Raw genomic sequence first — 26273 nt, 5'->3', positions numbered from 1 at the left:
AAAACATTATTCCTATTTTCTTTATTCTTTTTTATAATTCTAATATTTTACGAATGTTATTTTCACTTCCTTCCATTAAAAATTTTATTGGATTTTCTATTGTTTCTTTTACAGAAACTAAAAATCCAACAGATTCTCTTCCATCAATGATTCTGTGATCATAAGATAAAGCTAGATACATTATAGGACGTATTTCTATTGATCCATTAATAACTACAGGTCTTTCCACTATTTTATGAATTCCTAAAATAGCACTTTGTGGTGGATTTATTATTGGAGTAGAAAGCATAGATCCAAATACTCCGCCATTAGTAATGGTAAAAGTTCCACCTGTCATTTCATCTATAGTAATTTTACCGTCACGAACACGTGTAGATAATCTATGAATTTCCTGTTCTATTCCACGAAATGATAGATTTTCAGCGTTTCTAACAACAGGAACCATTAGTCCTTTAGGTCCAGATATAGCAATACTAATATCATAATATTCAAAATTAATCTTTTCTGATCCACTAATCATAGCATTGACATCTGGATATAATTTTAATGCTCTTACACAAGAGAGAGTAAAAAAAGACATAAAACCTAAATTCACTCCATGTTTATCCTTAAACATATCTTTATATTTTTTCCTTATAAGAAAAATTTCCTGGATATTCACTTCATTAAAAGTAGTCAGCATGGCTGTTTGATTTTTTACAGATACTAATCTTTCAGATAGTTTTCTTCTTAATGAAGAAAGAGGAGTAACTTTTTTTGCACGAGACATGGAAGTTTTGGGATTTATCCATTCTTCAGCAAGAAGACAATCTTTTTTTGTAATTCTTCCCTGTTTACCAGTTCCGTGAATAGATTCTATGGAAATATTTTTTTCTGATAATATTTTTTTGGATGCTGGAGAAGGAATTTTTTTTATGATATCCTGTTCTTTTGGGATTTTTTTTTCATGAAAATCTAACTCTTTAGAATTTTTATTGTTATAAATGGGTTTTTTTTTAGAAGTGTCTATGATACATATAATATCCCCAACTTGTATTCTTTTTCCTTTTTCTGCCATTAAGGAAATAACCCCATTTTCTTCCGCAGAAATTTCTAAAGTGGCCTTATCTGAATCTATTTCAGCTATCACCTGATTTCTAGATACGTAATCTCCATCTTTGACAAGCCATGATGCCACTTCTACCTCTGTAATAGATTCTCCTGGAGATGGGACCTTTACTTTGATTATCATAGATAATTTAAATTTTTGTTTTGAATTTTTCAACTATAAAAAAGCCTTTTCCAATAGGTTATTTTGAATTTTCAAAAAATCGGAATAAGATCCTGTAGATGGACTAGAGCTTTCAGATGGAGCAATTAATTTAAAAGGAATATTTTTTCCTATTTTCCTGAAAATAAAACTCCATAATCCCATATTTTCTGGTTCTTCTTGTACCCAAAAAATGCTTTTCTTGTTTTTATATTTATTAAATAACTCTTGAATTTTATCCTCTTTTAAAGGGTATATTTGTTCTATACGAATTATAGCAGTTTTTTCATCTTTGAGAAATTCTTTTTTCTTTATAAGATCATAATATATTTTTCCAGAGCAAAAAATCAATTTGGTAATTTTTTCAATATCCTCCATTCCCATATCCGAAGGATCATCCAAAATTTCTTGAAATTCTCCTTCAGATAGTTCTTCTATTTTTGATATACATTTCGGATGACGAAGCAAGCTTTTAGGTGTAAAAACTATAAGTGGTTTTCTAAAATTTGACTTCATTTGTCGTCTCAAAAGATGATAAAAATTAGCAGGAGTTGTACAATTCACCACAAACAAATTATTATTAGCACAAAGTTGTAGATAACGTTCTACACGTGCAGAGGAATGTTCTGGCCCTTGTCCTTCATATCCATGAGGAAGTAACATGACTATTCCATTTCTAATTTTCCACTTATTTTCTCCAGAGGAGATATATTGATCTATAATAATTTGTCCTCCATTTCCAAAATCACCAAATTGAGCTTCCCATAAAGTTAAAGTATAAGGGGAATACATAGCATATCCATAATCAAATCCTAAAACTCCATATTCGGAAAGTGGAGAATTATACACTTGCATTTTTCCTTGTCCCATACGAATATGATTCAACAAAATTATTTCTTCTTCTTCTTCTGTTTTTATAATAGCATGACGTTGAGAAAAAGTCCCTCTTCCTACATCTTCTCCTGATAAACGAATATGAAATCCTTCATACAATAATGTTCCATAAGCTATTAACTCCGAAATACTCCAATCTACCAAATTTTTCTTTATCATTTCTAATCTTTGTTTAAAAAGATGTTCCGTCTTTCTAAAAAATCTTTTATTCTTAGGAAGAGTAAAAATATTCTCAGAAATTTTTATAAGCTTTTCAATTGGAAATTGAGTATTGACTTTTTGAAAAATTTCATCTGTGTTAGATACAATAGGAAAATTTTTCCATTCTTCTTCTAAAAAAGAGTTTAAAATATTCCATTTGATATTTTTTGCTTCATTATATCCTCCATTGAGAATTTCTTCATATTCTTTTTCCATCTTGTTGATGTCTTCCGTACTAATCAATCCTTCTTTTTCTAATTTTTCTTTATATAAATTATATGAATTCGGATGTTTGGAAATAGCTTTATATAAACTGGGTTGAGTAAAACGAGGTTCGTCACCTTCATTATGTCCATATTTTCTATATCCTAATAAATCTATAAAAACATCTTCATGATAATGCATTCTAAAATCTATTGCAAAATGAATGGCATGAATAACAGATTCTATATCATCTGCATTAACATGCAAAACGGGAGATAGGACGATTTTTGCTATATCTGTACAATAGATGCTAGAACGACCTTCTGTATAATCGGTCGTGAAACCAATTTGATTATTAATTACAATATGAATAGTTCCTCCAGTTTTATAACCTTTTAATCTAGATAATTGGATGACTTCATAAACAATCCCTTGACCTGATAAAGCTGCATCTCCATGAATAAGAATTGGGATGATTTTTTCGGAATTACTATTCTGATTGTAGTTAATGTCTATTTTTGAACGAGTAATTCCTTCTACAATAGCATCTACAGATTCTAGATGGGATGGATTTGGAACTAGACTCATTTTGATATATCGTCCTTGACGAGTTTTTCTAACTTTTGTAAAACCTAAATGATACTTAACATCACCAGAAAAGCTTTTTTCTTTATATTCTTTTCCCTGAAACTCGCTGAATATGTGAGAATAGTTTTTTTGAAAAAAGTTAGAAAGAAGGTTTAAACGTCCTCTATGGGACATTCCTATTACAAAATCTTCGGTGAAATATTTATTGGAAGTATATTCCATCATTTCTTCCAATGCAGGTAATATAGATTCATTTCCTTCAATAGAAAATCTTTTTTGACCCACAAATTTAGTGTGAACAAAATTTTCAAATGCCACTGCTTTATTTAATTTTCTCAGAAAAAATTTTTTCTTTTCCGCAGGAAATTCAAATTTTTCTTTTTGAAACCATTCTTCAATCCATTCAATTTTTTTAGGATCCGAAATGTACATGTATTCTATTCCTATTGAATTGCAATAAATATTTTTTAAATGATTAATTATATTCCTTAAGGAATTTTTTCCGATACCAATTATTTTTCCAGCTTCGAAATGAAGATCAAGCTCTTTTTCAGATAATCCAAAATTTTTTAAATCTAAAGAAGGATAATGTTTTCTTCTTTCTCGTATGGGATTTGTTTTAGTAAAAAAATGACCTCTATTCTTATAAGCTTGAATCAAATTATAAACTAAAAATTCTGTATGTATGGATGGCTGTTGGAGGACATTATTTTTGTTTTTTTCTCTCGGAATAGTAGTCGCATTGAAAGTGTTTTTTTTTTCATGAATATTCTGATAATTTTCTTCGTTAAAATCAAATCCATAAAAAAAAGCACACCAGCTAGGTTCTACTGAATTAGGATCTTCTTTATATTTTTTATAGAGAGATTCTATATCTTTAAAATGGATGGCATTTAAAAACGAATATTTATCACTCATACATACACAATTTTTCGCTAATTTAATAAACAATTTAACAATCTATCAAAGTTATCTAAAATATTTTAGATATTCTTTGGTTTCCTTTAAAACTAAACTTAATCCATTTTTATTACTACCTATAGCCGTCGCAAAAAAAGATTTTCCCCAATATTTTCCACGAATAAAATCCGACATTTTACGTATAATTTGGTTAGCATGAATGTTTTTATTTTTGATAACATAATCAGAAATAGATATAAAAACTATTGGTTTTTTATCTTTCATAAATCCCACTACCATAAATAAATTAGATATTACGTTTCGTAAATCTAAAATAATTTTCTTAAAAATATTAAGATCAAAATCCTTTTCTTCAAAAGAAATATCACATATATATGTAATAGAATGCAATTGAATAGCTTTCATCAAATATTCTTTTTTGAAAATTTTTATTTGTTGAAATTGGAATTTGTCCAGTTCTTTTTTTAATTTTTTGTTTTTGTTTTGTAAACTCAAGATGCTTTTTATTGTAGATTCTGGATTATTCAGAATTTTTCTTAAAGATTTATCTTGAAAATGAATAGACTTCAAATATTGAATAGCTTTTTCGTAAGTGAAAGCCTTTATTCTTCGTATTCCATATGATATAGATAACTCAGAGACAATGGAAAAAACTTGAATACATCCAGTATTCTTGACATGTGTTCCAATACATAATTCAGAAGAATCACCAAAAGTAATACCACGTACTTCTTTTTCATATTTTTCGTAAAATATTCCACTATATCCTTTTTCTATTGCTTTTTGCAAAGAAAAAGATCGTCTTTCTTCTAGAGGAATATTTTCAAAAATTAATTTTTGAACCATTTCTTCTATTTGAAATAATTCTTCTACAGTTATTTTATTAGGATGTAAAAAGTCAAAACGAAGGTAATCCTCTCCTACATAAGATCCTTTTTGTTGAATATGTTTTCCTAAAACTTTTTTCAGAGAAAAATGTAATAAATGAGTAGCGGTATGATTTTTTTCAATTTTTTTTCTTCTATTTTTATTTACTACTGCTTGAAAACGCGAATAAATATCTACAGGAAGTTTTCGAACAATATGTATTATAATAGAATTTTCTTTTTTAGTCTGTTCAATAAAAATTTTTTCAAGATTATTTTTTATAAAACCAGTATCTCCTAACTGCCCTCCTCCTTCAGGATAAAAAGGTGTTTTTGAAAAAACTAATTCGTAATAATGATTTCCATTAAGTTTATCCTCTATTTTTCTATATTGAATAATAAGAATATGACATTCTAGAAAATCATATCCTATAAAATTATTTTTTTCACTAAAAAACTGATTGCTATGAATTTTTATCCAGTCATTTTTTATGATGATATCCTTTTGTTTGTGAGATTTTTCTTTTTGTTTTAATAATCTTTTTTCAAATGATTTTTCATCGATAGATAAATTATTTTTTTCTGCAAAAATTTTAGATAATTTTAATGGAAATCCATAAGTATCATATAATTGAAATATGCTATTTCCATCAAGAATTTTTTGATTTTTTTCTTTGGCTTTTAGGATTATATGTTTAATTCTCTCATAACCTTTTTCAATAACTTGAAAAAAAGAAGATTCTTCTTCTTTTATAACATTTTGTATGTAATCTTTTTTCTTTTCCAATTCAGGAAAAGAACTTTTCATTCTCATAACCAAAGAATCCACAAATTTATAAATAAAAGGTTCTTTTTGACATAAAAAACGAGTAACATGGATAACTGCTCTTCTTAATAATCTTCTTATTACATAGCCAGCTCCATTATTCGATGGTAATTGTCCATCATAAATAGAAAAAACAAGGGCTCTTAAATGATCTGCAACAATACGTATAGATACATTCTGATTAAATTTTTCTTGATAAATACCTCCTAAAGATTCTTTTATGTCTCTAATTATTGGAAAAAATATATCTGTATCATAACTAGAAAATTTTCCTTGTAAGACCATACAGAGTCTTTCCAAACCCATTCCCGTATCTACATGTTTTGTAGAAAGTTTTTCTAATGTTCCATCTGACTTTCGATAGAATTCTATAAAAACAAGGTTCCAAATTTCTATAACCTTAGGGTTTTTTTTGTTAATCAGATATTTTCCAGGTATTTTTTCTTTTTCTTCTTTATTTCGAAGATCTATATGAATCTCAGAACAAGGACCACAAGGACCTATAGATCCCATTTCCCAAAAATTTTCTTCTTTTCCAAAAAAAACAATATTTTCTTTATTTATAAAAGCTTTCCAATGTTGGAAAGTTTCTTGATCCATAGATAAACCTTCTTTTTCATCTCCAATAAAAATGGATATATAAAGGTTATTCTCTGGAATATTATATACTTTTGTTAAAAGTTCCCAAGCCCATTCTATGGTTTCTTTTCTCGAATAATCTCCAAAAGACCAATTTCCTAACATTTCAAACATAGTATGATGATAGTTATCATGCCCTACATTTTCTAAATCATTGTGTTTTCCAGAAACTCTAAGACATTTTTGAACATTTACAATTCGTGTATATTCCGGCTTTTGATGTCCTAAAAAATATTCCTTGAAAGGATTCATCCCTGCATTAATAAAGAAAAGTGTAGGATCGTCTTTTAAATAAATAGGAAAAGAAGGAATAATTTTGTGTTTCTTTTTTTGAAAAAAATCCAGGAAAGTATCTCTTATATATTCGTATTTCATGGTTTATCTGATTGTGATTGATTGGGTTTTATTTCGATATTTTGGAGATTGTTCTATAGCATCCATAATTTTTTCCATAATCATATCAGTAGTATCATTTTTTAAATCCCATTTTATGGGAGCTTTAAAAATCATTTTCTGTAAGACTCCCTTTTTTTTGATTTTAATTCCTTTTTTATCATAAGCTTTCTGAAATCCATCTAAAACAATAGGAACCACTATAGGGGTAAATTTTCTTATAACATGAACAATTCCTCTACGTCCAGGTGCAAAAGCTTTAGTAGTTCCTTGAGGAAAAGTAATTAACCATCCATCATCTAAAGCCCTTCCCATACGAGTTATTTCAGATATATCTACTGACCTATTTATTTTTTTATTTCCCTCTCTCCATGTTCTCTTTACAGTGATGCCCCCTGAATAAGTAAACAATTTTGTAAGAAACCCCTTATTCATGGTTTCTTTAGCCGCAACGTAGTATAGATTAACTTTTGGATTTAAAAGATAAATAGGATTTTTTATTGTATTTATAAATCCATTTTTGACACTGCAAAATACATGAAACATGGCAAAAACATCTGCAAAATAGGTTTGATGATTAGAAACAAAAAGAACTCTTTTATCAGGAAGATCTTTAATGTATTCTGTCCCCTTTAATTGTAATTGATTAAATCCATTATAACGGTTATAAGACATACAACCAAAAGTGAAAATTAAAAAACGTTTTATGAAATGTAAATTTCCAAACGCATCTCTGAATAGAGTACTTCCCTTTTTTTTCAAATGTTTTCTTTTTTTTTTACTTTTAACATGAAAGGATATTCATAACTTTTCTATTTTTTTCGTATTCGTATTACGAAATTTATTTGAATAATACGAAATAATTGTAATAATTGCTACAATTAGTAAACTATAATAAATCCAAGAAGGAATAGAAACAGGTTCTCCTCTAGCGTAAGAATGTAATCCAGATAGATAATAATTTACTCCAAAATAAGTCATGATAATGGAACTTATTGCTAAAATACTGGAAAAATTGAAAGTAAATACGCCTATAAGACTTGGAACTAAACGCATATGTAATACAAATGCGTATACCATAATACTAATGAGAGACCAAGTTTCTTTTGGATCCCAACTCCAATAACGTCCCCAGCTATTATTAGCCCAAACAGCTCCTAAAAAAGTTCCTATAGTTAACAAAAAAAGTCCTATAGTCAAGCTCATTTCATTAATAATAGTTAATTTATCAATATGAATTTGAATTTTTTTATTATACGTCATTCTACTAGGATGGACACCTTTTAGGATATATAAAATTAGAACTAAAAAACCTAGGAATGATCCTGTAAAGAAAAAACCATAGCTTGCTGTTATTACAGCTACATGAATAATCAACCAGTGAGATTTTAAAACAGGAACAAGATTGGTGATTTCTGGATCCATCGTATCTCCATGTGCTATGATTAACAAAATAGATGCAATTAATGCTGTTACTCCTGATACAAATTGATTCCGATAAAATAAAAAACCTATCCATACTAAACACCAACTAATGAAAATGGACGATTCATATCCATTGCTCCATGGGGCATGTCCAGAAATGTACCATCTAGAAATCAAACCTAAAAATTCAAAAAAAAATAGAATAAATAAAAGACAAGTGAAAATTATGGAAATCCAATATAGGTATTGTCTTTGATAAAAAATTCTTATAAAAGAAATTGTAAGGATAATTATTCCAACTGATGCATAAAAAAAAGGTAATAAATAAAATATATTCAATCGATTATAAAGAATTTCTATGGATATTTTTTTTTCTGAAGGTAAAATATGTTTAGCATGCCGAAGCTGATATAATCGTATTTTTTTTATCTCATTATCTGCTATGTTCCAATTTTTTTCGTTCTGTGCATGAAACAAAGATCTAAGATAATGGTTAAACATGGAAAATCCAGTAGGATTTAAATTGTTGGAATCCAACATTACCCAACTAGACCATGTATGATTCATATCATTTGGAATAGGAAAAATACGAAGATATCTTCCCTGAAAAATACCATGAATGATACCTATACGTTCACTAAGATTAATAACCGCTTTGTCATATCCATTTCTTTGAATGGGATTTTTAGAGAAAGCTTTTTCATAATCTTCTTGTAAAAGAAACTTTAATTTTGAGGTATTGGAATCTATCACATATAGATCCATCATAGACACATAATTATCTTTATTGGCTTTTACTTTAGTCAAAAACTTAGGTCCACCTTTTTTATCTACTTTAATAAAAGGTATTTTTGTCCAAAAAATATTATCTTGATGTATAGAGATCAACCATTGATTAGCATCTAAATTTTCTATAGAACTTTTTTTATGTATCTTTCTGAGTAGCTCTAATGCAAGAGTGTTAATTGGTTTTATTCTCCCCCTGTTATCTTGTACAAGTAAACGTCCAAAGTTTTCTCCATGTTTTTTAGGGATGTGGATGTTATCAGATATGCTTTCTAAAGGAATTTTTTTAAATTCTTCATGAGCAAAAATAAAATTGTTACTAATCCACAGGAATAAAAAAAATATAGCAGAAATTTTAGATAATATTTTCAATCTTTTTTTAAGATAACTAAATCGAGTTCCTTTCCAAAATAAAGTAAGAAACATTCCTATACTCATGAAAAAATAACCTATATATGATAGTTTAGTACCTAAATAATCTTTATTTACAGAAAATAACGTTCCTTTTCCATCTGGGTCATATCCAGACTGAAAAAATCTGTATCCTTTGTAATTCAAAACATGATTCATATAAACAAAAAAATTTTTCTTTTTTTCCCTGTCCATTAACGTTACATGGCTAATAAAAAAAGATGGTAATTCAGAACCTGGATAATTTTCTACCTGAAACTTATTTAAGCGTAAAAAAAAAGGAAGATTAAATAAAACAGATCCATATCCTATAGAAATTTTATGATTATTAAACCAGATAGGATCACTCATGTCCGTGATATTTTTTCCTCCTAAGAAAGTTACTAATTTCGATTTGTTTTGAAACGATATTTTGGCCGTAATAGCATCTAACAAATTAGAATCTTCATGATTATTATCATCACATGATTTTACATATTCTAATTTTCCTTTTATAATTCCTTCAGGAATGACCCAATGTAGTCTTCCGTTTTTTTTACTATTACTGATTTGATATAAATGTTTTATCCTTAAAGGAGTATAAATATTTTTTAATAAAAAGGAAATCTTTTTATTTTTCATATTCATACTTTGACCAGAAAAAGAAGATTTTACATAAAGTTGATTATTTTTTTCAAAGATTTGAATTCCAAAAGGAATTTCCTTATTAAGAGAAAATACGATTCCATTAATTTTTACTGTTTCTCCATTTTTAAGAAAATTTTCCGTCCTTTCTTTTTCATTTGTTGAAACAATTTTTAGAATTTTTTCTTCTGGAATTTTTTTTGAAAGAATGACTTTAGCACAAGGAATATAGTTTATAATTTTTATTTTTAAAATGTTCCCATGAAAAAAAAATTTCCTTTTATATCCATGATGAAAAGAAGAAAAAATATAAGGTTCTTGATAAAACCTGATATGATTTCCACTATGCACTTGTAATTTGATGTAATTTTTTCTAGAAATAATTTGACCCTTTGTTTCTCCTTCTCTTATCGACATCATTCCTTCAAAACTATAGTATCTAGAAATAATCCCTCCAATAAAAATAAATACAAATGATAAATGAAAAATGAATAAAGGAAATTTGTTCTTTTTCCATAGTTTATATTTCCATATATTTCCCATTAAATTTATTACAAATAATAACAGAATACTTTCAAACCATACAGATTCATAAACGAATATCTTTGCTATATCTGTAGAATATTTTTGTTCTACAAAAGTTGCTATAGCCATAGATAAAGCTAATAATAGAAACAGAATAGAAGTGATTCTTGTGGAAAAAAGAATATTTTTTAACGTTTGCATATTATTATTTTTTTCATAAAAACATAAAAAAATTTTAGCAATTAGATTGGAAAACATCCATGGATGGGATGTCCAGAATAGATAATAGATAGGGGGTAGTAACTATTTATATTTTAGTAATAATTAACCCATCATAAGCTAAATAAACATTTTTAGGTAATTGGGTCTGTACTTCCTCATGAAATCCGAGTAAATGACTGATATGAGTTAGATAAGTCCTTTTAGGATTAATTTCTTGAATCATTTTCAATGAATCGGATAAAGTGAAATGAGATGGATGTTTCGGAACTTTCCTTAATACATTCAAAACCAAAATATCTAATCCTTTTAATTGTTGTATAGTATGAAAAGGAATCCGGCTTGCATCTGTAATATATGCAAAATTTTCTATGCGAAAACCCAAAATAGGAAGAGTCCCATGCCATATAAACAAAGGAAAAACTTTAGAATATTCTACAACGAAAAAATCCGTATTATTATCCAATTCGTGAATGGATACTTTGGTAGTATTTAATTTTTTATTTTCCGAAAAAATATAAGAAAATCGTTTTTTCAAACTTTCTAAAACACGACGCAATCCATAAACTGGAATAGGTTTTTCCCTATTAATAGGTCTTATCTCATCTAATCCACCTATGTGATCTTGATGTTCATGTGTAATAAAAATGGCGTCCAATTTTTTATGATTACTTCTTAACATTTGATAACGAAAATCTGGACTACAATCTATCAAAAAAACTTTTTCCCCTTTTTCGATAAGAACAGAACTTCGAAGTCTTTTATCTTTTGGATTTTTAGAAAGACATACTGGATGTGTAGAACCAATAATAGGAACACCTTGTGAAGTTCCAGTGCCTAAAAAAGTAATTTTCATATTTTTTTAGAAGATTCTATTGAAGATACTGATTTATTATATTTTTTTGTATCTCATTGAGAATATTTTTTTTCTCCTTTAAGAATTCTTTAACGGAATCCCGTCCTTGACCTAATTGAAGATCTCCATAACTGAACCACGATCCGTTTTTTTTAATAATACCTAAATCTACCCCTAGATCTAGAATCTCTCCTATTTTAGAGATTCCTTCTCCGTACAGAAGATCGAATTCTGCAGTTTTAAAAGGAGGAGAAAGTTTGTTTTTTACTACTTTTACTCTTGTTCTATTTCCTAAAATTTTTTCTCCATTTTTAATTTGATTTCCTTTTCGGATATCCAATCGTATAGAAGAATAAAATTTTAAAGCATTCCCACCGGTAGTGACTTCTGGATTTCCATATACTCCAATTTTTTCTCGTAATTGATTAATAAATATGAGAATACTTTTAGATTTTCCTATACTAGAAGTCAATTTCCTCAAAGCTTGAGACATCAATCTTGCTTGTAATCCAATTTTGGAATCTCCCATTTCTCCTTCAATTTCACTTTTAGGTGTTAAAGCAGCTACGGAATCCACGACGATCATATCAATCAAGCCAGATCTTATTAAATTATCTACTATTTCAAGTGCTTGTTCTCCATTATCTGGTTGAGAAATAATTAATTCTTTAATATTTACTCCTATTTTTTGTGCATAAACACAATCAAAAGCGTGTTCTGCATCAATAAATCCTGCAAATCCACCTATTTTCTGAGATTGGGTAATAGCATGTAAAGCTAAAGTAGTTTTTCCGGAAGATTCTGGTCCAAATATTTCTATAATACGTCCCTTTGGAAATCCTTTTATACCTAATGCCATATCCAATCCAATAGATCCAGAAGAGATAATTTCTAAGTTTTCTCTATGAGAATCCCCCATGCGCATTACTGTTCCTTTTCCATAAATCTTATCCATTTTATCTAAGACAAGTTTCAAGGCCCTTTTTTTTTGCTCAAATTTTTCTTTTTTTTCGTTCATAATTTTTTAATATTACGGAATTATACATACCTAATTCCGCATTTTGATCAAAAATTAATTTTTATTGTTTTTTTTTGAAAAAAAACCTTCTCTTTCTCTCTCTTTAAAAAGAGAAATTTTTATTCTTGGTAATCTTAGAAAAAATTTTTCTCCAGTAGGAATAATGTCTACAAGATATTGTGGATTGAGAAATTTCAAATCTTGATAGGAAATATTTAATGCATAAGCTAAAAATTTTAAAGAGACTTTTTCTTTCATAGAGACTAATCCTGTCTCTTTATACTTAAGATGAAAATGTGGATAAGAGGGAATGTTATGTTCTCTGTAATAATTCATCACATAATTAATAGCGATAAATTTGGGAATATAATTTTTTGTTTCTTTTGGAAGAAACTCCCATAAACTCCAAAAGTCTTTTTTTTCTTTATGACGTTGTATAATCTTCTCGATCGTCCCTGGTCCGGCATTATAAGCTGCTAAAACTAATTCCCAGTTTCCCATTTTATTATACAAGTGTTTCAAATATCGACAAGCTGCTTCTGTAGATTTAATAGGGTCATTTCTTTCATCATAAATATGATTGATATCTAAATGATAAATTCTTCCTGTTTCAGGCATAAATTGCCAAATACCTTGAGCTCCAGCTTTAGATGTAATAGTGGAATTTAGATTAGATTCTATAATGGCAATATATTTTAATTCCTTAGGAATATGATAGTTTTCAAGTTTTTCTTCGAACATAGGGAAATAATAATCAGATAATGAAATAATTTTTCCGATATATCTTCCCATTCGAAGATAACTCTCTACAGAAGCATGTATAATGGTGTTATATTTGAGTATTTTTATTTGAGATTTCTGATTAAGATTGTTGATTCTGGATCTTAACTCCTCTGCATCTATATTAGTAATAATGATATTTTTTTTGGGTGAAATTTTTCTTCCATATAAAAATTTTTTTTTACCACCAAAAATTTTTTTCCATAAATTTTCTATATAAATGTGATTTAAATCTAATTTTTGAATAGGGGTATTTTTATAATTCATTACACTTTTTTGTTCCACCAATGGTTTTGAGGCTGATTGTATAATCAGGCTTTTTAAGATGAGCATAAAAAACATAATATTTCTTATTGTTGTCATTATTAGTTGGAAAAAAAGTGCTAATAAATAAACAAACAGAAAATGAAAGAAAGTTCTATTCTTCTAAATTTTCGTTTTCAGAAGCCTTTCTGAACTCTTTCAATCCTGTACCTAATCCTTTCATTAATTCTGGTATTTTTTTACCACCGAAAAGTAAAAGTGCAAGAATAACAATGACCACAATTTCTGTAGTCCCAAATGTTCCAAGTAGCATATAAAAAATAACAAAAAAACCCATTGATATGATATGGAAATTTTATCCCAAATATAAAAAAATTATTTTAATCCAATTTATACATAAATTTTACCTGTAATTTTTGAACTAAAAATTTAAAATAGAATAATCTCCTAAATTAACTTCTTTTGTTTTTCCTATATAATAGGTGTGATTTCCAATCATAGAATTATAAATATTTGCATATGTAATTTTTGTATGATCTTGAATAATTGACTTTTCAATATTACTATTTTTTATTTTTGTAAATTTTCCTATTGATACATAAGGACCAATGACACTATTTTCAATAGTAGTATTCTCTCCGATAAAACAAGGTTTGATTATTACACTATTTTTTATAATTGCTTTTTTGTGAATTAATTCTTCTTTTTTGGATTCAATAGATAATATTTTAGAATTGGAAGAAATAATTTTTTTTGGATTTCCAAAATCCATCCATTCCTGAACTTCTTTACTAGCAAATGTATTTCCTTTCTTTCTCATATTTTCTAGGGCAGATGTCAACTGGTATTCTTTTTCATTTTTTATATTATGATCTAGTAGATATTGTAATTCTTGTTCTAAAAGAGAACTGTTTTTAAAATAATATATACCTATAATAGCTAAATTAGATACATTATTTTTTGGTTTTTCCATAAAATGAGTAATTAAACCTGAAGAATCACATTTGACAATTCCAAATAAGTGAGGATTTTTAACTCTTTTTGTCCAAATGATATTATCTATTTCCGTATCGATTCGAAATTTTTCATGGTGAAATAAAGTATCAGAAAAAGCAATAATGATAGGTCCATTTAAAGACTTTTTTGCCTTGAGTAATGCGTCGGCAGTTCCTAGTGGTTTTTCCTGGTAATATATGATTCCAGGGAGTCCGATATCATTAGAAATTTTTATTAATTGTTTTTCTATTTTTTTTCCGATATTTCCTATAATGAAAACTATTTCTTTTATCGAACAAATTTCAATAAATCTAGAAAAACTTTCTATTAATCTTTTCAAGATAGGTTTTCCTACAATAGGAATCAATGGTTTAGGAGTATTTAAAGTATGTGGACGAAGACGGGTTCCTTCTCCGGCCATAGGAATTATGATTTTCATAATCAAATGAAATAAGTTAAGTGAGTTTATATTCCGGTACTTCCAAAACTATTCTCTCCTCTTATACTTTCATTAAGAATGGAACATTTTTTCCATTTTATTTCATTTTCTTGATAAATTTCCATTATCACTATTTTTTGATAAGGTTTAATGAGAATATATTTTAAAGAAATATTTATTATAACTATTTGTATTTCTATATATAGATTCATTTTTGACGGATTTTTTTTTTTTTCCGAAAAATGAATCAAACAAATAGTTCCAGTATTTATTAATTTTTTTTTTATAAAAAAATTTTTTCTTTTAAGTTTATAAAATTCAATATAAAGGCCCGTTGGGATTAATTTTCTTTCTAAGTAATTTATGTATATGGATTTCTCAACATTCGCTTCTAATACGGATGAGTATTGATTATTTTTTTTGTGCAAAATTTATTTTTCTATTTATTTTTTAAATTATTTTTTTCGAATAAGAAGACAATAATAACATACAAAAACTGTAAAAAAATGCTAATCTCTATTCTATTTTCATGATTAACCATATATACTACTAAAAAAAGGGCAAATAATAAGTGAAGGACAATCTCCCAAGTTTTTTTGCAAAATTTAAGAAAATTTTTTTTCCCCCAAAAATATAGAACTAAAACCATACTTCCATAAGAAGCAAGTGTTCCCCAAGCAGGAATCATAAAACTGCTATGAGGAATCATGATAAACACTATATTAAATAAAATGGTGATTAACACTCCTACTAAAGAGATATAAGTTCCAATAATAGGTTTATCTATAATTTTGTAGAAAATAGATAAATTTGTATATATCCCTATAAATAGGTTTCCCATCATTACTATTGGAATAATAGAGATGGCGAGATGATATTTTTTATCAATGAGAAATTCTATAATAATAGAAAGATTTCCACATATTAATACGTAAAATATTAAACCAAAGATGATAAAAAAATAGGTAATTTTTTCGTAAAAATATTTTGCATCAGCATCTTCAGATTTTTTAAAAAAAAAAGGTTCGATCCCTAATCGAAATGCACGAATATATAAACTCATAAAAGCCGCTATTTTGTAACAAGCAGAATATGCACCGTTTATTTCATCAGAAAGCCATCTTTTAATCAGAATTTTATCAAGATTTTCATTAATAGAAAAAGCCATAGTTCCGAGCATAATTGGAATTCCATAATTTAACATTTCTTTGGCAATAATTTTATTAAATTTTTTTATGGTGACTTTTTTAAAAATGATAGGTGCAATTAAAAGAAAATTACTTAAAGATGAAATCATATTTGCAAAAAATATGTATCCTGTTTTATCTGTAAAAGAGTTAACTAACTCAAAAATAGAAGAAAAATAAGTTTTTTTTGGAGTGTAAAAATAAAACATATATATTATCATAGAGGATTGCAATAATATATTTATAACATTTATCATCGTGTATTTTAAAGCCATTTCATTAGCACGAAGCCAAGCCATAGGAAGAATGCAAATAGTGTCAAAAAATATAATTAAAAAAAACATGAAAAAATATTCTGGATGATTGTTATATCCAGCAATAGAAACTAAATATTTTATCGAATTAACTGAAAGTATTAAAAAGAAAGAAGTTATCAAAAATTGGACAATAAACCCTGTTGAAAAAACGACTTCATTGTTATAGTTTTTTTTAGATATAAATCTGAAATAGGTATTTTCTAATCCAAAAGAAAGAAATCCTATGACTATAAAAGATAGAGCATACATATCTGTATAAAGAGAAAATTCTTCTCTTCTTAAAGATTTTGTAAAAAATTTTAAAAAAGCATAATTAATAATCTTGGGAAAAATGGATCCTATAAAATAGATTATAGTTTGAATAACTAATTTCTTGTACAAATTCAATTTTTTTATCAAAATTAGGTTCCTAATTTCTGCTTTTTTTTGTCCAGTTTTTTATTTATAAATTTTTTTATATAGGAGATGAAGATATAGTAAGTAATTATGAGTAAATTTGATAGAATACTATCTATATAAAAGATATGGACTATCATAAAAAACATTCAGAAGAATTTAAAAAATACGCAATCAAACATCAAAGAATCAATAGTTTGATTATTGATCAATATATTAAACTGATGACCCCTTATATTGTTGAAGAACGTAAATTAAATGTAGCTCAAATGGATGTTTTTTCTCGTTTAATGATGGATCGTGTTATTTTCTTAGGAACTCCTATAGAGGATCAAGTAGCCAATATTGTACAAGCACAATTGTTGTTTTTGCAATCTGTAGATTCTTTAAAGGACATACAAATTTATATTAATTCCCCAGGAGGAGACGTCCATGCGGGATTAGGAATATATGACACAATGCAAATTGTGGAACCAGATGTGGCGACTATCTGTACAGGAATGGCTGCTTCCATGGCAGCTGTTTTGCTTTGTGCTGGAGTCAAAAATAAAAGATCTGGATTGAAACATTCTAGAGTTATGATTCATCAGCCTATGGGTGGAACACATGGGCAAGCTTCAGATATTGAAATTACAGTTCGTGAAATTTTAAAATTAAAGAGGGAACTTTATGAAATTATAGCCATTCATTCGGGATCACCTATAGAAAAAATAGAAAAAGATTCTGATAGAGATTACTGGATGACTTCTGAAGAGGCTAAAAAGTACGGAATGATAGATGAAGTTTTAAAAGAAAAAGGATCTAAAAAAATATCTGAAAAACCGAAAAAATGATCACGACAGGATTCGAACCTGTGACCTACTGCTTAGAAGGCAGTTGCTCTATCCATTTGAGCTACGTGATCGTGATCTATTATAGTGTAGGAAATATCGAATATCGGGGTAGCAGGATTTGAACCTACGATCTCCTGGTCCCAAACCAGGCGCGATAACCAAACTACGCTATACCCCGTTTTTTATTATATTATGCGGAGAATGTGGGATTCGAACCCACGCAGTATTTTTCATACCGACAGTTTAGCAAACTGTTCCGTTAACCACTCCGGCAACTCTCCAATTTATTCTGAAGTACTTCTACAAATCTAAAATAGATCCATTTAATAAACAAATCTATATCAGATAGATTTACTGATTATTTAGTTAGGATATTCTATTCTAGTATGATAAATATTTATCAATTTCTTTTGAAGAACTTGTTTTATTTTTTCTATTTCTTTCAAAGTTATATCTGCATTGGAAAATTGATTTTCTTTTTTTTGTTTATTAATAATATTTTCTACTAAATTTTCTAGATCTTTGCTAGATGGATTTTTTATGCTTTTAGAAGCCGCTTCTATAGAATCACATATCATCACGATAGCTGTTTCTTTAGAAAATGGTTTAGGTCCAGAATATTGAAATTGTTTTTCATCTACTATCATATTTGGACATTTTTCTTTTTGCTTTTCATAAAAATAATGAATAATACTATTTCCGTGGTGTGTACGTATAAAATCCGTAATTGGATCAGGTAAATGATATTTTTTGGCTAATTCTATTCCAATTGTAACATGTTCCAAAATAATTTTTGCGCTTTCTTTTGGACTTAGTTTTTCATGAGGATTTAGTAATAGGTTATGTTGATTTTCGGTAAAGAAAATAGAATTTTTTATTTTTCCTATATCATGATAAATGGCTCCTATTCTTGTTAATAAAGAATTAGCTCCAATAGAAACCGCTGCTTCTTCTGCTATATTCGCTACTGTTAAAACATGTTGCAGCGTTCCTGGAGCTTTTTGAGAGAGCAATCTTAAAATAGGGGTGTTCGTATCGGAAAGTTCTAATAATGAAATATCTGAAGTAAGATTAAATAATTTTTCGAAAAGAAATATCAATGGATGAACAAATAAAGTCAATACTCCACTAAAGAAAAATAAGGAAAATGGATACAATGAAATACTTTCTAAAGATCCTTTCCGTATTAACGTTAAAGAACAAAAAGTTATTATATAAGTCATAGTTATTTTGCCTACGGCAATAAATAGATTAGCCATTTTATAAATATTTTTTTTTGTTAACAGGACTAAAAAACCTGTAATAACTTGAAGAAATATAAATTCAAAACTATTTGGCGTGATTAAGGATAATAGCAAAATTGTTGTCAAATGGATAATAATACTCAAGTTTAAATTAAAAAATGCACGAATGCTTATGGGAAGAATACAAAAAGGAATTAAATATAATATTTTAGAATGATATTTTAAGGTTATAATTGTTATTGACGATATTAATAATATATTAATTATCAAAAAGTTTATTTCTCTGTTATTTTGAAATATTTTATTTTGAAAATAAAAAAGATATAAAAGCAGTATTGAAAATATCGTACTGATTATTAAAAAATATCCTAAAATTAAACCATAATCCTTTTTTTTATTCCATACTTTAGTCTCATATTCCTTTCTAAATAAGGATAAAACTTGAAACTTGTCTCCATCGATAACATCATTTTTTCTAATAATTTTTTCTCCTTTTGCAATAGTTCGTTTTATTCGAATAATGGATTTCATTTTTTCATGAAAAATCTTTTCCGTATAGTCTTTTTTATAATAAAGATTTGGAACTATCATTTTTTTTAATGTTTTTTTTAAACGATAGTTATTTTTTATTTTCTTGTCAAGAAGATTATTTACTTTTTGATAGGTGTAAATATTTTTATACGATACGGGAATGCCATATTTGTTTTTTTTATAAAAAATAAAAAGATTTTTCTTAGGAAGAAATCTGGAATTGGAATATAAATATCCATATCGGTATACGGTATTTATAATATCACGAGATTTTTTATATAAAAATTTGTTTTTTTTTATGAAGGAAATTTTCTTTAATTTTTTTTTTATGTTTCTGATTACATGTGGTTTTTTTTCACAATAATGATTCTGATTCTCTTCTAATTTTTTTATTTCCAAAGAAATGTCTAGGCTATTTTTTGGAACGATAAAATGAAATGGAGAAAATAAGTCTTCGTGATTCCAAATTTTTCCCTTGGAAAATTCATATTTAAAAATTTCTTTTTTTGGGAAAAAAAATGTTAATAATAAAATTGCAATAAGAGTAATAAAAATCTTATCTGCGATATTTTTATATGTATAAAATCTTAAGAATTTAGCCATTTCCTTAATAAAAAATTGAAGCTATGCAATTTTTTGGAAGGATGAAAAAATATCATAATAATACTAAAACATGACAAAGAAAGATTTTCAAATTAATTATTAATCGTATGATACGATTATGTTTTTTTTTTCTTATAAGAGGATTTATGTTTTTGTAAGATATTAGAAAGTAATCTATTCTCATCATTAATGCTTTCTTCTAAACAAATAGTCGATTCTGTTCGAAGTACTCCTTTTATTTCTCCAATTTTCGAAATAACATCTCTAGCATCTGAAGGATCTCTAGCTATAATTCTACAAAAAAGATTATATTTACCGGAAGTAATATATAATTGTACAATATTCGGAATTTTTTTTAGTTCTTCTTTGACTAATTTCGATTCGCGAGAATCGGATAATATTCCCACAAAAGCAATTAGATGAAATCCTAATGATTCATAGCCTATTATCAAAGTGCTTCCTTTTATGATTCCAGCCTCTTCCAATTTTTTGACTCTTACATGAACAGTTCCAACGGATAATGGTTTAATTTCTTCGCTTATTTGTTTACTGATTTCAGTATACGGCGTTCTAGCATTTATATTCAGTTTTCTGACAATGGTATTGTCTATTTCGTCTGTATTATATCTTAGAATCATTGTTATATATTTTTTTCTTTTTTGATAAAGGTATTAATTAAAAATACCAAGATACAAAACTTTCTTTTTAAGATGTATTTCCTTCTTTTTCAATAGATTTTTTATGGAAAAAATTTTCTATATAGGAAAATATTCCTCTGATGATTTTCAATAAATCTTCCGAAGAGATGGTATAAATAATCCCACTTCCATAAATTTGAGAAATAGCACTTGTTTTGGAAACAATAAAGTTCTCTGGACGAGAGAAAAGAATAAGTTTTAAATTACTATTTTTAGCACGGTGGATATCTAAATCCAATTGAATATCTCCTCTACCTCGTATCCCTATTTTTTCTTGTTTCATTTTTTTGAAAATAATGCCCAAATTACTTTTTATAGAAAAACGGTCATTGATTTCATAATATATTGAAGAAAGGAAACTATTAGATCTATTTTTATTATCCTTGAAAAACTCGAAATTGATATTGAATGATTGATTAATTTCTGATAAAAAATTTCCTAACTGTTTCAAAATTATATTGTAAGCATATGAATGGAAAAAATCTTTTTTTATAGAATTTTTTAAAAAAAATCTTCCTATGGTTAAAATAGATAAAAATTGAATAGTTTTTTCCTCATTAGAATTTAATTTATTTAATAATTTTTTTTTAATTTCTTCATTGCTATTCGGAAAAATAATATCCAGGCTTATATTAGGTTTCTGTATTTGTCCATGAAGATTCATTCGTAATTCTGTTAATATTATTATATTGTTCGGATAATATTTGGACAAGTCTATATATTCTATTATGTTAGATACATATTTAGTATAATAGGCTATTACATTAATATTAGAATGACTAAAATTATTGGTCCAAGTAATTAAACCTCCTGGCTTTATTCTAAATCTTTTTTCTAATTTAATAATTGGAATTCTTTCTTGATTGGAAAAATGATATAATCCATCTGTAACGAAATATTTTCCACTTATTTGTACTTCTTTTTTTGGCTTTTTTTCTAAAAAAAGAAAACCATTTCCTCTTAATTCAAGAAAATTTTCTAAATTATCGTCTAATAATATGGATACTTTTGTTTTCTCATCTATATCTGTTTTTATATTTAAAGATAGAAAGTCCTCTTTATTTTCATTTTTTTTATGATTATTATGTTTTTGAATTTGATGAATATTAGGATCCATTAATTCAACAAAATCTTTTTTTTGATATTTGGAAGATCCATTTGGATTAATATATAAATGAGAAGAACTTAAAATATTTCCTTTCTCCATGCAAATGTTGACATAATTCTTTTTTTTTATTATTTGAATTTTTCCTTTAGAAAAAATCTTTCCAAAAAAAGAGGTATTTGGTTTCTTATTTGTATCTAAAACAAGTAGTTTTTGGCTATTTATAGATAAATATCCATTCCATTTCAAAAAATTTTTATGTAAAAAAACTCCATTGATGTATCCTTCTGTATTATATTTTATGTCTCGAAAAGAAAATGTGTTTAAAATGCAGGATTTATAAACAAGATTTATGTAAGCTGGACTCGTCATTTCATAATCTGTATTTATAGAATTTATTTTTATTCCAAATTTTTTAAGTTCTAATTTCCCAAAATAATGCGGATCATATAAATTCCCAAAAATTCGTATTTTTCCGGAAATAAAACCTCTAGCTTCACTATCCATTTCTTTCCAGAAGAAAGGAAAATCACTTATGTTTAAATTTTTAATACTTACGTTCCAATTGAGTTTATATTTTTTTTGTAATTCATTATTAATATTTCCAGATAATGAAAAAATTTCAGAAGAGTCTTTATTCTTCAAGATGCCATGAATTTTAGAATTATTTTTAGAATGAATATAAAAATTTCCAAGAACCTTTTTTCCAATTGAAATATTTTTAATATTGATATTTATATTATTGGGTTCAATTTTGTTTGGACCCATTTTGAAAATAAAAATGCCATTTGCATAACCATTGATCATTAAGTCTTTTTTTGGAAGTATTTTTTTTAATTGCATATTTTCCAGTAATATTTGAAATTTCATATTATTTATTTGATGAAAATAAAATTTTATGAAAATTTTTTCATGATCATTAATTGATGATAATATCATATTATCAATGATATATTTTTTATTTACTAAGTCTATTTTTATTTTACCTATATTTCTATCCATATGATTGACAATAAACCAATTATATCCATTGATATTCAATTTTGAAGGAAGTATAAAAAAAATCAAAAAATTATTATTATAATTAATTTTTTTTAAAATAAAATTCAGTGTTTGTTTTTGAAATTCTTTTTTTTTGAATTTGCAAAAAAAATTGAAATTGATTAGGAAAAAGTTTTTTTTATCAAAAATGGAAAGATCTATTTTTTGAGATAGAAAATTGTTAAAAGATATTTGGTTTATATATAATTGTATTTTATTCTTTATAAAAGAGTTTACTTTAAGATGAAAATGATCAATGAATATTTCCTTGAGTTGAATTTTTTTTGTAAAAAAACTCATTTTTACTCCATTATTTTTGGATATTCCTGAGAATTGAATATCTGATAATATTTTTATTTTTTTTTGAAAATTCAGAAATCTCCAAAAGCCTTTTTTAATTGATAAATAAAAAAATACATATTGTTTTTTTATTATAGAGTTATTTTTTAAATGAAGATTCTTTCTTAAAGAAAAAATTTCCTTTTTTATAGATTCTAAGAAATCTTTCCATATAAAATCTCCATGAATATAACCGGTAATCATATTTTTGAAAAATTTATTTTCATTTTTTGTATGAATACTTAAAAAAAATTTTTGAAAATTATTGTGTATTTTTCCATTACAATTTATTTCTATTCCTGAAGAAGGGAAAAAAAGAGTAATAAAAAAGTGATTCAAACTATTTTGAATATTCTTTTTAAAAGAAAAATTCTTATAGATTCCTTTAAAATTGCAAATCCATAAACCTGATGGAAGACTAAAAAATGGGATCCTTAATGGGATTAAAGAATTAATACTACTAATACTGTCTTTTCTAGTTGTGAAAAATTTTCCTATATATTGAATATCTCGATTATTATTAGTACGACTAATACAAGTGTATATGTGAGTTTTAAAAGTTTTGTACTGTATGTCCCCATTTATTTTCATCCATTTTTTTTGAAAAATTAAATCTCCTCTATAGGAGAGAATATGGTTAAAAGAATTCAAAAGATTTAATTTCGAATGATAATAAGATGGAAATATTTTTTTTATTTCATGAACTGAAGTTTGAAAAATAGTTTTTAAAAATTGAACCTCTTTACATTCTTTTTTTAGATTATAAAAAATATTAATTTTTTCTGCAAATATTTTATTGAAAGGAATGTTTTTTATACAAATTTTTGAAAAAGAAATTTTTTCATTTAATTTTCCATTTATAAATCCTTGAACGGAAAACATAAGTGGAAAACTCTCTTTATTAAAAAAATTTGAAAAAAATATATTGATTAAATCAGAACCAAATTTGGATCCTTCAAAAATTTCTCCTTTTATGCTCATATTATTTTTATCCAAAAAAAGATCGTCCACATTTTTAGTAGCATCATAAAAAAATATTACTTTTCCTTTCAAATGGCTATTAGATGTTCTTAGAAAAAAATTGTGGATTTTTAACTTCGAAGTAAAATAAGTCAAATGACAAAAAAAATTTTCTATGCGATAGTTCTTTCTTTTTATATATCCATTTGATTTGAGAAAAAAAATAGTGGCTTCTATTTTTTTATTTTCATCTATTTTTATATTTTTTATGGATGTAGAAAAATTATTTTTGTAACTTTTTTTAGAGTTGAAATCCTCATATACTAAATGAGCATTTTTTATTTTAAAATTAGAACAACTAATAGTTTGGGTAGAGTTTTTTTTATTTAAATCTCTTTTTAGGATAAATTCTTTGAAAATAGTAAATAAATTGTTTTCTTTTTCATTTAAATATTTTTTGACAAAAATCTTAGGATTTTCAAGTATTAAATTTCTTATATTTAGATGTTTAGAACTTATAAAAAAATATTGAAAAAAGTTTTTTACAGAGATTTTACATTGAGATAAATGAATCAAATAAAAATTATGATGATCCATGATACTAACATCGTAAAGATGAAATTCTTTTTTAAAAAGATTTATAGCCACATTTTTCACACGAATTCTTTGACCAAGATGGGTATTCATTTTTTTCACAAAAAATTCCGTTATTTTTTCTTGTATTTCTTTTCGATAATGAAAAGTAGTGCTAATTACTCCTAATAATAAAATAACTATACAAAGGATATAGATATTTTTTTTTCGAAAAAAGAATTTTTTTAAAAATTCATGATTCATTTCTAAAGATATTGTTATTTTTTTTTATGAAAAAAAAACTTATTGTCATTGGGATAGAGTCCTCATGTGATGATACCGCCGTTTCTATTATAAAGAATAGATGTGTATTATCTAATGTTATCATTCGTCAAAGAATTCATAAACAATATGGAGGTGTAGTACCAGAAATAGCTTCAAGATTGCATGAAAAATATCTCATGATAGCTGTAAACAAAGCTATCTTGTATGCAAGTATAAATAAAAATCAAATTGATGCTGTATCTTTTACGCTAGGTCCAGGACTAATAGGTCCTTTATTAGTAGGTGCTTCTTTTGCAAAATCTCTTTCAATGGGATTAAAAATTCCTTTATTAACTGTAAATCACGTACAAGCACATATACTTGCGCATTTTATACAAAAAGCCAATATGAATAATACTTATCCAGAATTTCCTTTTTTATGTTTGATGATCAGTGGAGGACACACTTTAATAGTAAGAGTTAATGATTTTTTTCAAATGGAAATACTAGGATCTACCTTAGATGATTCCGTAGGAGACGCTTTTGATAAAATAGCTAGAATGTTAGGACTTTCTTATCCTGGAGGTCCTTTATTAGATCATTTTTCTATAAATGGATCTTCCAAAAGATTTAGTTTTTCTAAACCATCAGTAAAAGGCTTAAATTTTAGTTTTAGTGGCTTGAAAAGCCATGTGTTACAGTTTGTAAACAATAAATTACAAAAAGATTCCTTTTTTGTGAAAAAAAATTTATCCGATTTGTGTGCTTCTGTGCAGAATATTATAGCAGAAATGCTTTTGGAAAAAGTGTTAAAAGCAACCCTACAAACAGGAATTTTTAGAGTTGCTTTAGCAGGAGGTGTTTCTGCTAATAATGAAATAAGACGACATTTTATTCTTTTTGCAAGAAAAAACAAAAAATGGGAAGTTTTTCTTCCAAAAAAGGAATATGCTACAGATAATGGAGCTATGATAGCCATTACCGGACTACTGAAATATGAGAAAAAAATATTCGATTCCATGAATGTCACTCCATATTCTAAATTAAAAACATTCTAG

17 protein-coding genes and 3 tRNA genes are annotated in these 26273 nt (G+C 26.4%); 2 read left to right on the top strand and 18 right to left on the bottom strand.

Translation table 11 applies throughout. From position 1 onward, the window contains the following. Nucleotides 1-31: 31 nt before the first annotated feature. From odhB to H0H60_RS00175, 12 genes are all read right to left on the bottom strand, one after another. The gene (gene odhB, locus H0H60_RS00230; RefSeq protein ID WP_185862732.1) at nucleotides 32-1231 is read right to left on the bottom strand and encodes a 2-oxoglutarate dehydrogenase complex dihydrolipoyllysine-residue succinyltransferase; all 1200 of its coding nucleotides are present in this window, start codon (nucleotides 1229-1231) and stop codon (nucleotides 32-34) included. 33 nt (nucleotides 1232-1264) lie between these two features. After that, a complete protein-coding gene (locus H0H60_RS00225) occupies nucleotides 1265-4054 on the bottom strand; it encodes a 2-oxoglutarate dehydrogenase E1 component (RefSeq protein ID WP_185862731.1) in 2790 nt (929 codons plus the stop codon). Between the two features lie 51 nt (nucleotides 4055-4105). Beyond that, entirely contained in the window at nucleotides 4106-6763 is a 2658-nt protein-coding gene (alaS, locus tag H0H60_RS00220; protein WP_185862730.1) for an alanine--tRNA ligase, read from the bottom strand. Between the two features lie 3 nt (nucleotides 6764-6766). After that, nucleotides 6767-7543 (bottom strand): lysophospholipid acyltransferase family protein, encoded by a 777-nt coding sequence (locus tag H0H60_RS00215; RefSeq protein ID WP_185862729.1) that lies wholly within the window; start codon nucleotides 7541-7543, stop codon nucleotides 6767-6769. 39 nt (nucleotides 7544-7582) lie between these two features. Beyond that, the gene (ccsA, locus tag H0H60_RS00210) at nucleotides 7583-10753 is read right to left on the bottom strand and encodes a cytochrome c biogenesis protein CcsA (RefSeq protein ID WP_185862728.1); all 3171 of its coding nucleotides are present in this window, start codon (nucleotides 10751-10753) and stop codon (nucleotides 7583-7585) included. Between the two features lie 106 nt (nucleotides 10754-10859). Then, a complete protein-coding gene (locus tag H0H60_RS00205; protein WP_185862727.1) occupies nucleotides 10860-11627 on the bottom strand; it encodes an MBL fold metallo-hydrolase in 768 nt (255 codons plus the stop codon). A gap of 16 nt (nucleotides 11628-11643) precedes the next feature. Continuing rightward, entirely contained in the window at nucleotides 11644-12645 is a 1002-nt protein-coding gene (gene recA, locus H0H60_RS00200) for a recombinase RecA (RefSeq protein ID WP_185862726.1), read from the bottom strand. A 54-nt stretch (nucleotides 12646-12699) separates the two neighbouring features. After that, nucleotides 12700-13788: a lytic transglycosylase domain-containing protein gene (locus tag H0H60_RS00195; RefSeq protein WP_185862725.1), complete on the bottom strand. Its 1089-nt coding sequence runs from the start codon at nucleotides 13786-13788 to the stop codon at nucleotides 12700-12702. Between the two features lie 55 nt (nucleotides 13789-13843). Beyond that, complete coding sequence (locus tag H0H60_RS00190; protein ID WP_185849829.1) at nucleotides 13844-14026, bottom strand: Sec-independent protein translocase subunit TatA/TatB; 183 nt, start codon at nucleotides 14024-14026, stop codon at nucleotides 13844-13846. A gap of 84 nt (nucleotides 14027-14110) precedes the next feature. Then, entirely contained in the window at nucleotides 14111-15124 is a 1014-nt protein-coding gene (locus H0H60_RS00185; RefSeq protein ID WP_185862724.1) for a sugar phosphate nucleotidyltransferase, read from the bottom strand. A 26-nt stretch (nucleotides 15125-15150) separates the two neighbouring features. Continuing rightward, nucleotides 15151-15552 carry a dCTP deaminase/dUTPase family protein gene (locus H0H60_RS00180; protein WP_185862723.1) on the bottom strand — a complete coding sequence of 134 codons (402 nt, stop codon included), beginning with the start codon at nucleotides 15550-15552 and terminating at the stop codon, nucleotides 15151-15153. Between the two features lie 11 nt (nucleotides 15553-15563). Further along, nucleotides 15564-17015, bottom strand: coding sequence for a lipopolysaccharide biosynthesis protein (locus tag H0H60_RS00175; RefSeq protein ID WP_185862722.1), 1452 nt, complete (start codon nucleotides 17013-17015; stop codon nucleotides 15564-15566). A 137-nt stretch (nucleotides 17016-17152) separates the two neighbouring features. Here H0H60_RS00175 and clpP point away from each other — a divergent pair, with 137 nt between their 5' ends. Next, a complete protein-coding gene (clpP, locus tag H0H60_RS00170; protein WP_185862721.1) occupies nucleotides 17153-17857 on the top strand; it encodes an ATP-dependent Clp endopeptidase proteolytic subunit ClpP in 705 nt (234 codons plus the stop codon). Here the strand turns inward: clpP and H0H60_RS00165 are convergent. The 6 genes from H0H60_RS00165 to H0H60_RS00140 all read right to left on the bottom strand — a co-directional run bounded on the left by H0H60_RS00165 (nucleotide 17855) and on the right by H0H60_RS00140 (nucleotide 25215). After that, nucleotides 17855-17928, bottom strand: a tRNA-Arg gene (locus tag H0H60_RS00165). The two genes, clpP and H0H60_RS00165, sit on opposite strands and share 3 nt — an antisense overlap. A gap of 32 nt (nucleotides 17929-17960) precedes the next feature. Further along, nucleotides 17961-18035 (bottom strand) — tRNA-Pro (locus tag H0H60_RS00160). Nucleotides 18036-18052: 17 nt separating this feature from the next. Further along, a tRNA-Ser gene (locus H0H60_RS00155) sits at nucleotides 18053-18138 on the bottom strand. Nucleotides 18139-18219: 81 nt separating this feature from the next. After that, entirely contained in the window at nucleotides 18220-20235 is a 2016-nt protein-coding gene (locus tag H0H60_RS00150) for an HD family phosphohydrolase (protein WP_185862720.1), read from the bottom strand. Nucleotides 20236-20351: 116 nt separating this feature from the next. Continuing rightward, nucleotides 20352-20873 (bottom strand): Lrp/AsnC family transcriptional regulator, encoded by a 522-nt coding sequence (locus H0H60_RS00145; protein WP_185849825.1) that lies wholly within the window; start codon nucleotides 20871-20873, stop codon nucleotides 20352-20354. A 67-nt stretch (nucleotides 20874-20940) separates the two neighbouring features. Further along, nucleotides 20941-25215: a translocation/assembly module TamB domain-containing protein gene (locus tag H0H60_RS00140; protein WP_238784904.1), complete on the bottom strand. Its 4275-nt coding sequence runs from the start codon at nucleotides 25213-25215 to the stop codon at nucleotides 20941-20943. A gap of 26 nt (nucleotides 25216-25241) precedes the next feature. On the opposite strand from H0H60_RS00140, the gene tsaD reads away from it, so the two are divergent. Then, nucleotides 25242-26273, top strand: a complete 1032-nt coding sequence (tsaD, locus tag H0H60_RS00135; RefSeq protein ID WP_185862719.1) for a tRNA (adenosine(37)-N6)-threonylcarbamoyltransferase complex transferase subunit TsaD — start codon at nucleotides 25242-25244, stop codon at nucleotides 26271-26273.

Origin of the sequence: Blattabacterium cuenoti, assembly GCF_014251735.1 — a bacterium.
GTDB classification, from domain to species: Bacteria; Bacteroidota; Bacteroidia; order Flavobacteriales; family Blattabacteriaceae; genus Blattabacterium; species Blattabacterium cuenoti_C.
The sequence above is the reverse complement of the archived record's forward strand: the minus strand, read 5'-3'. Positions and strand labels throughout refer to the sequence as shown.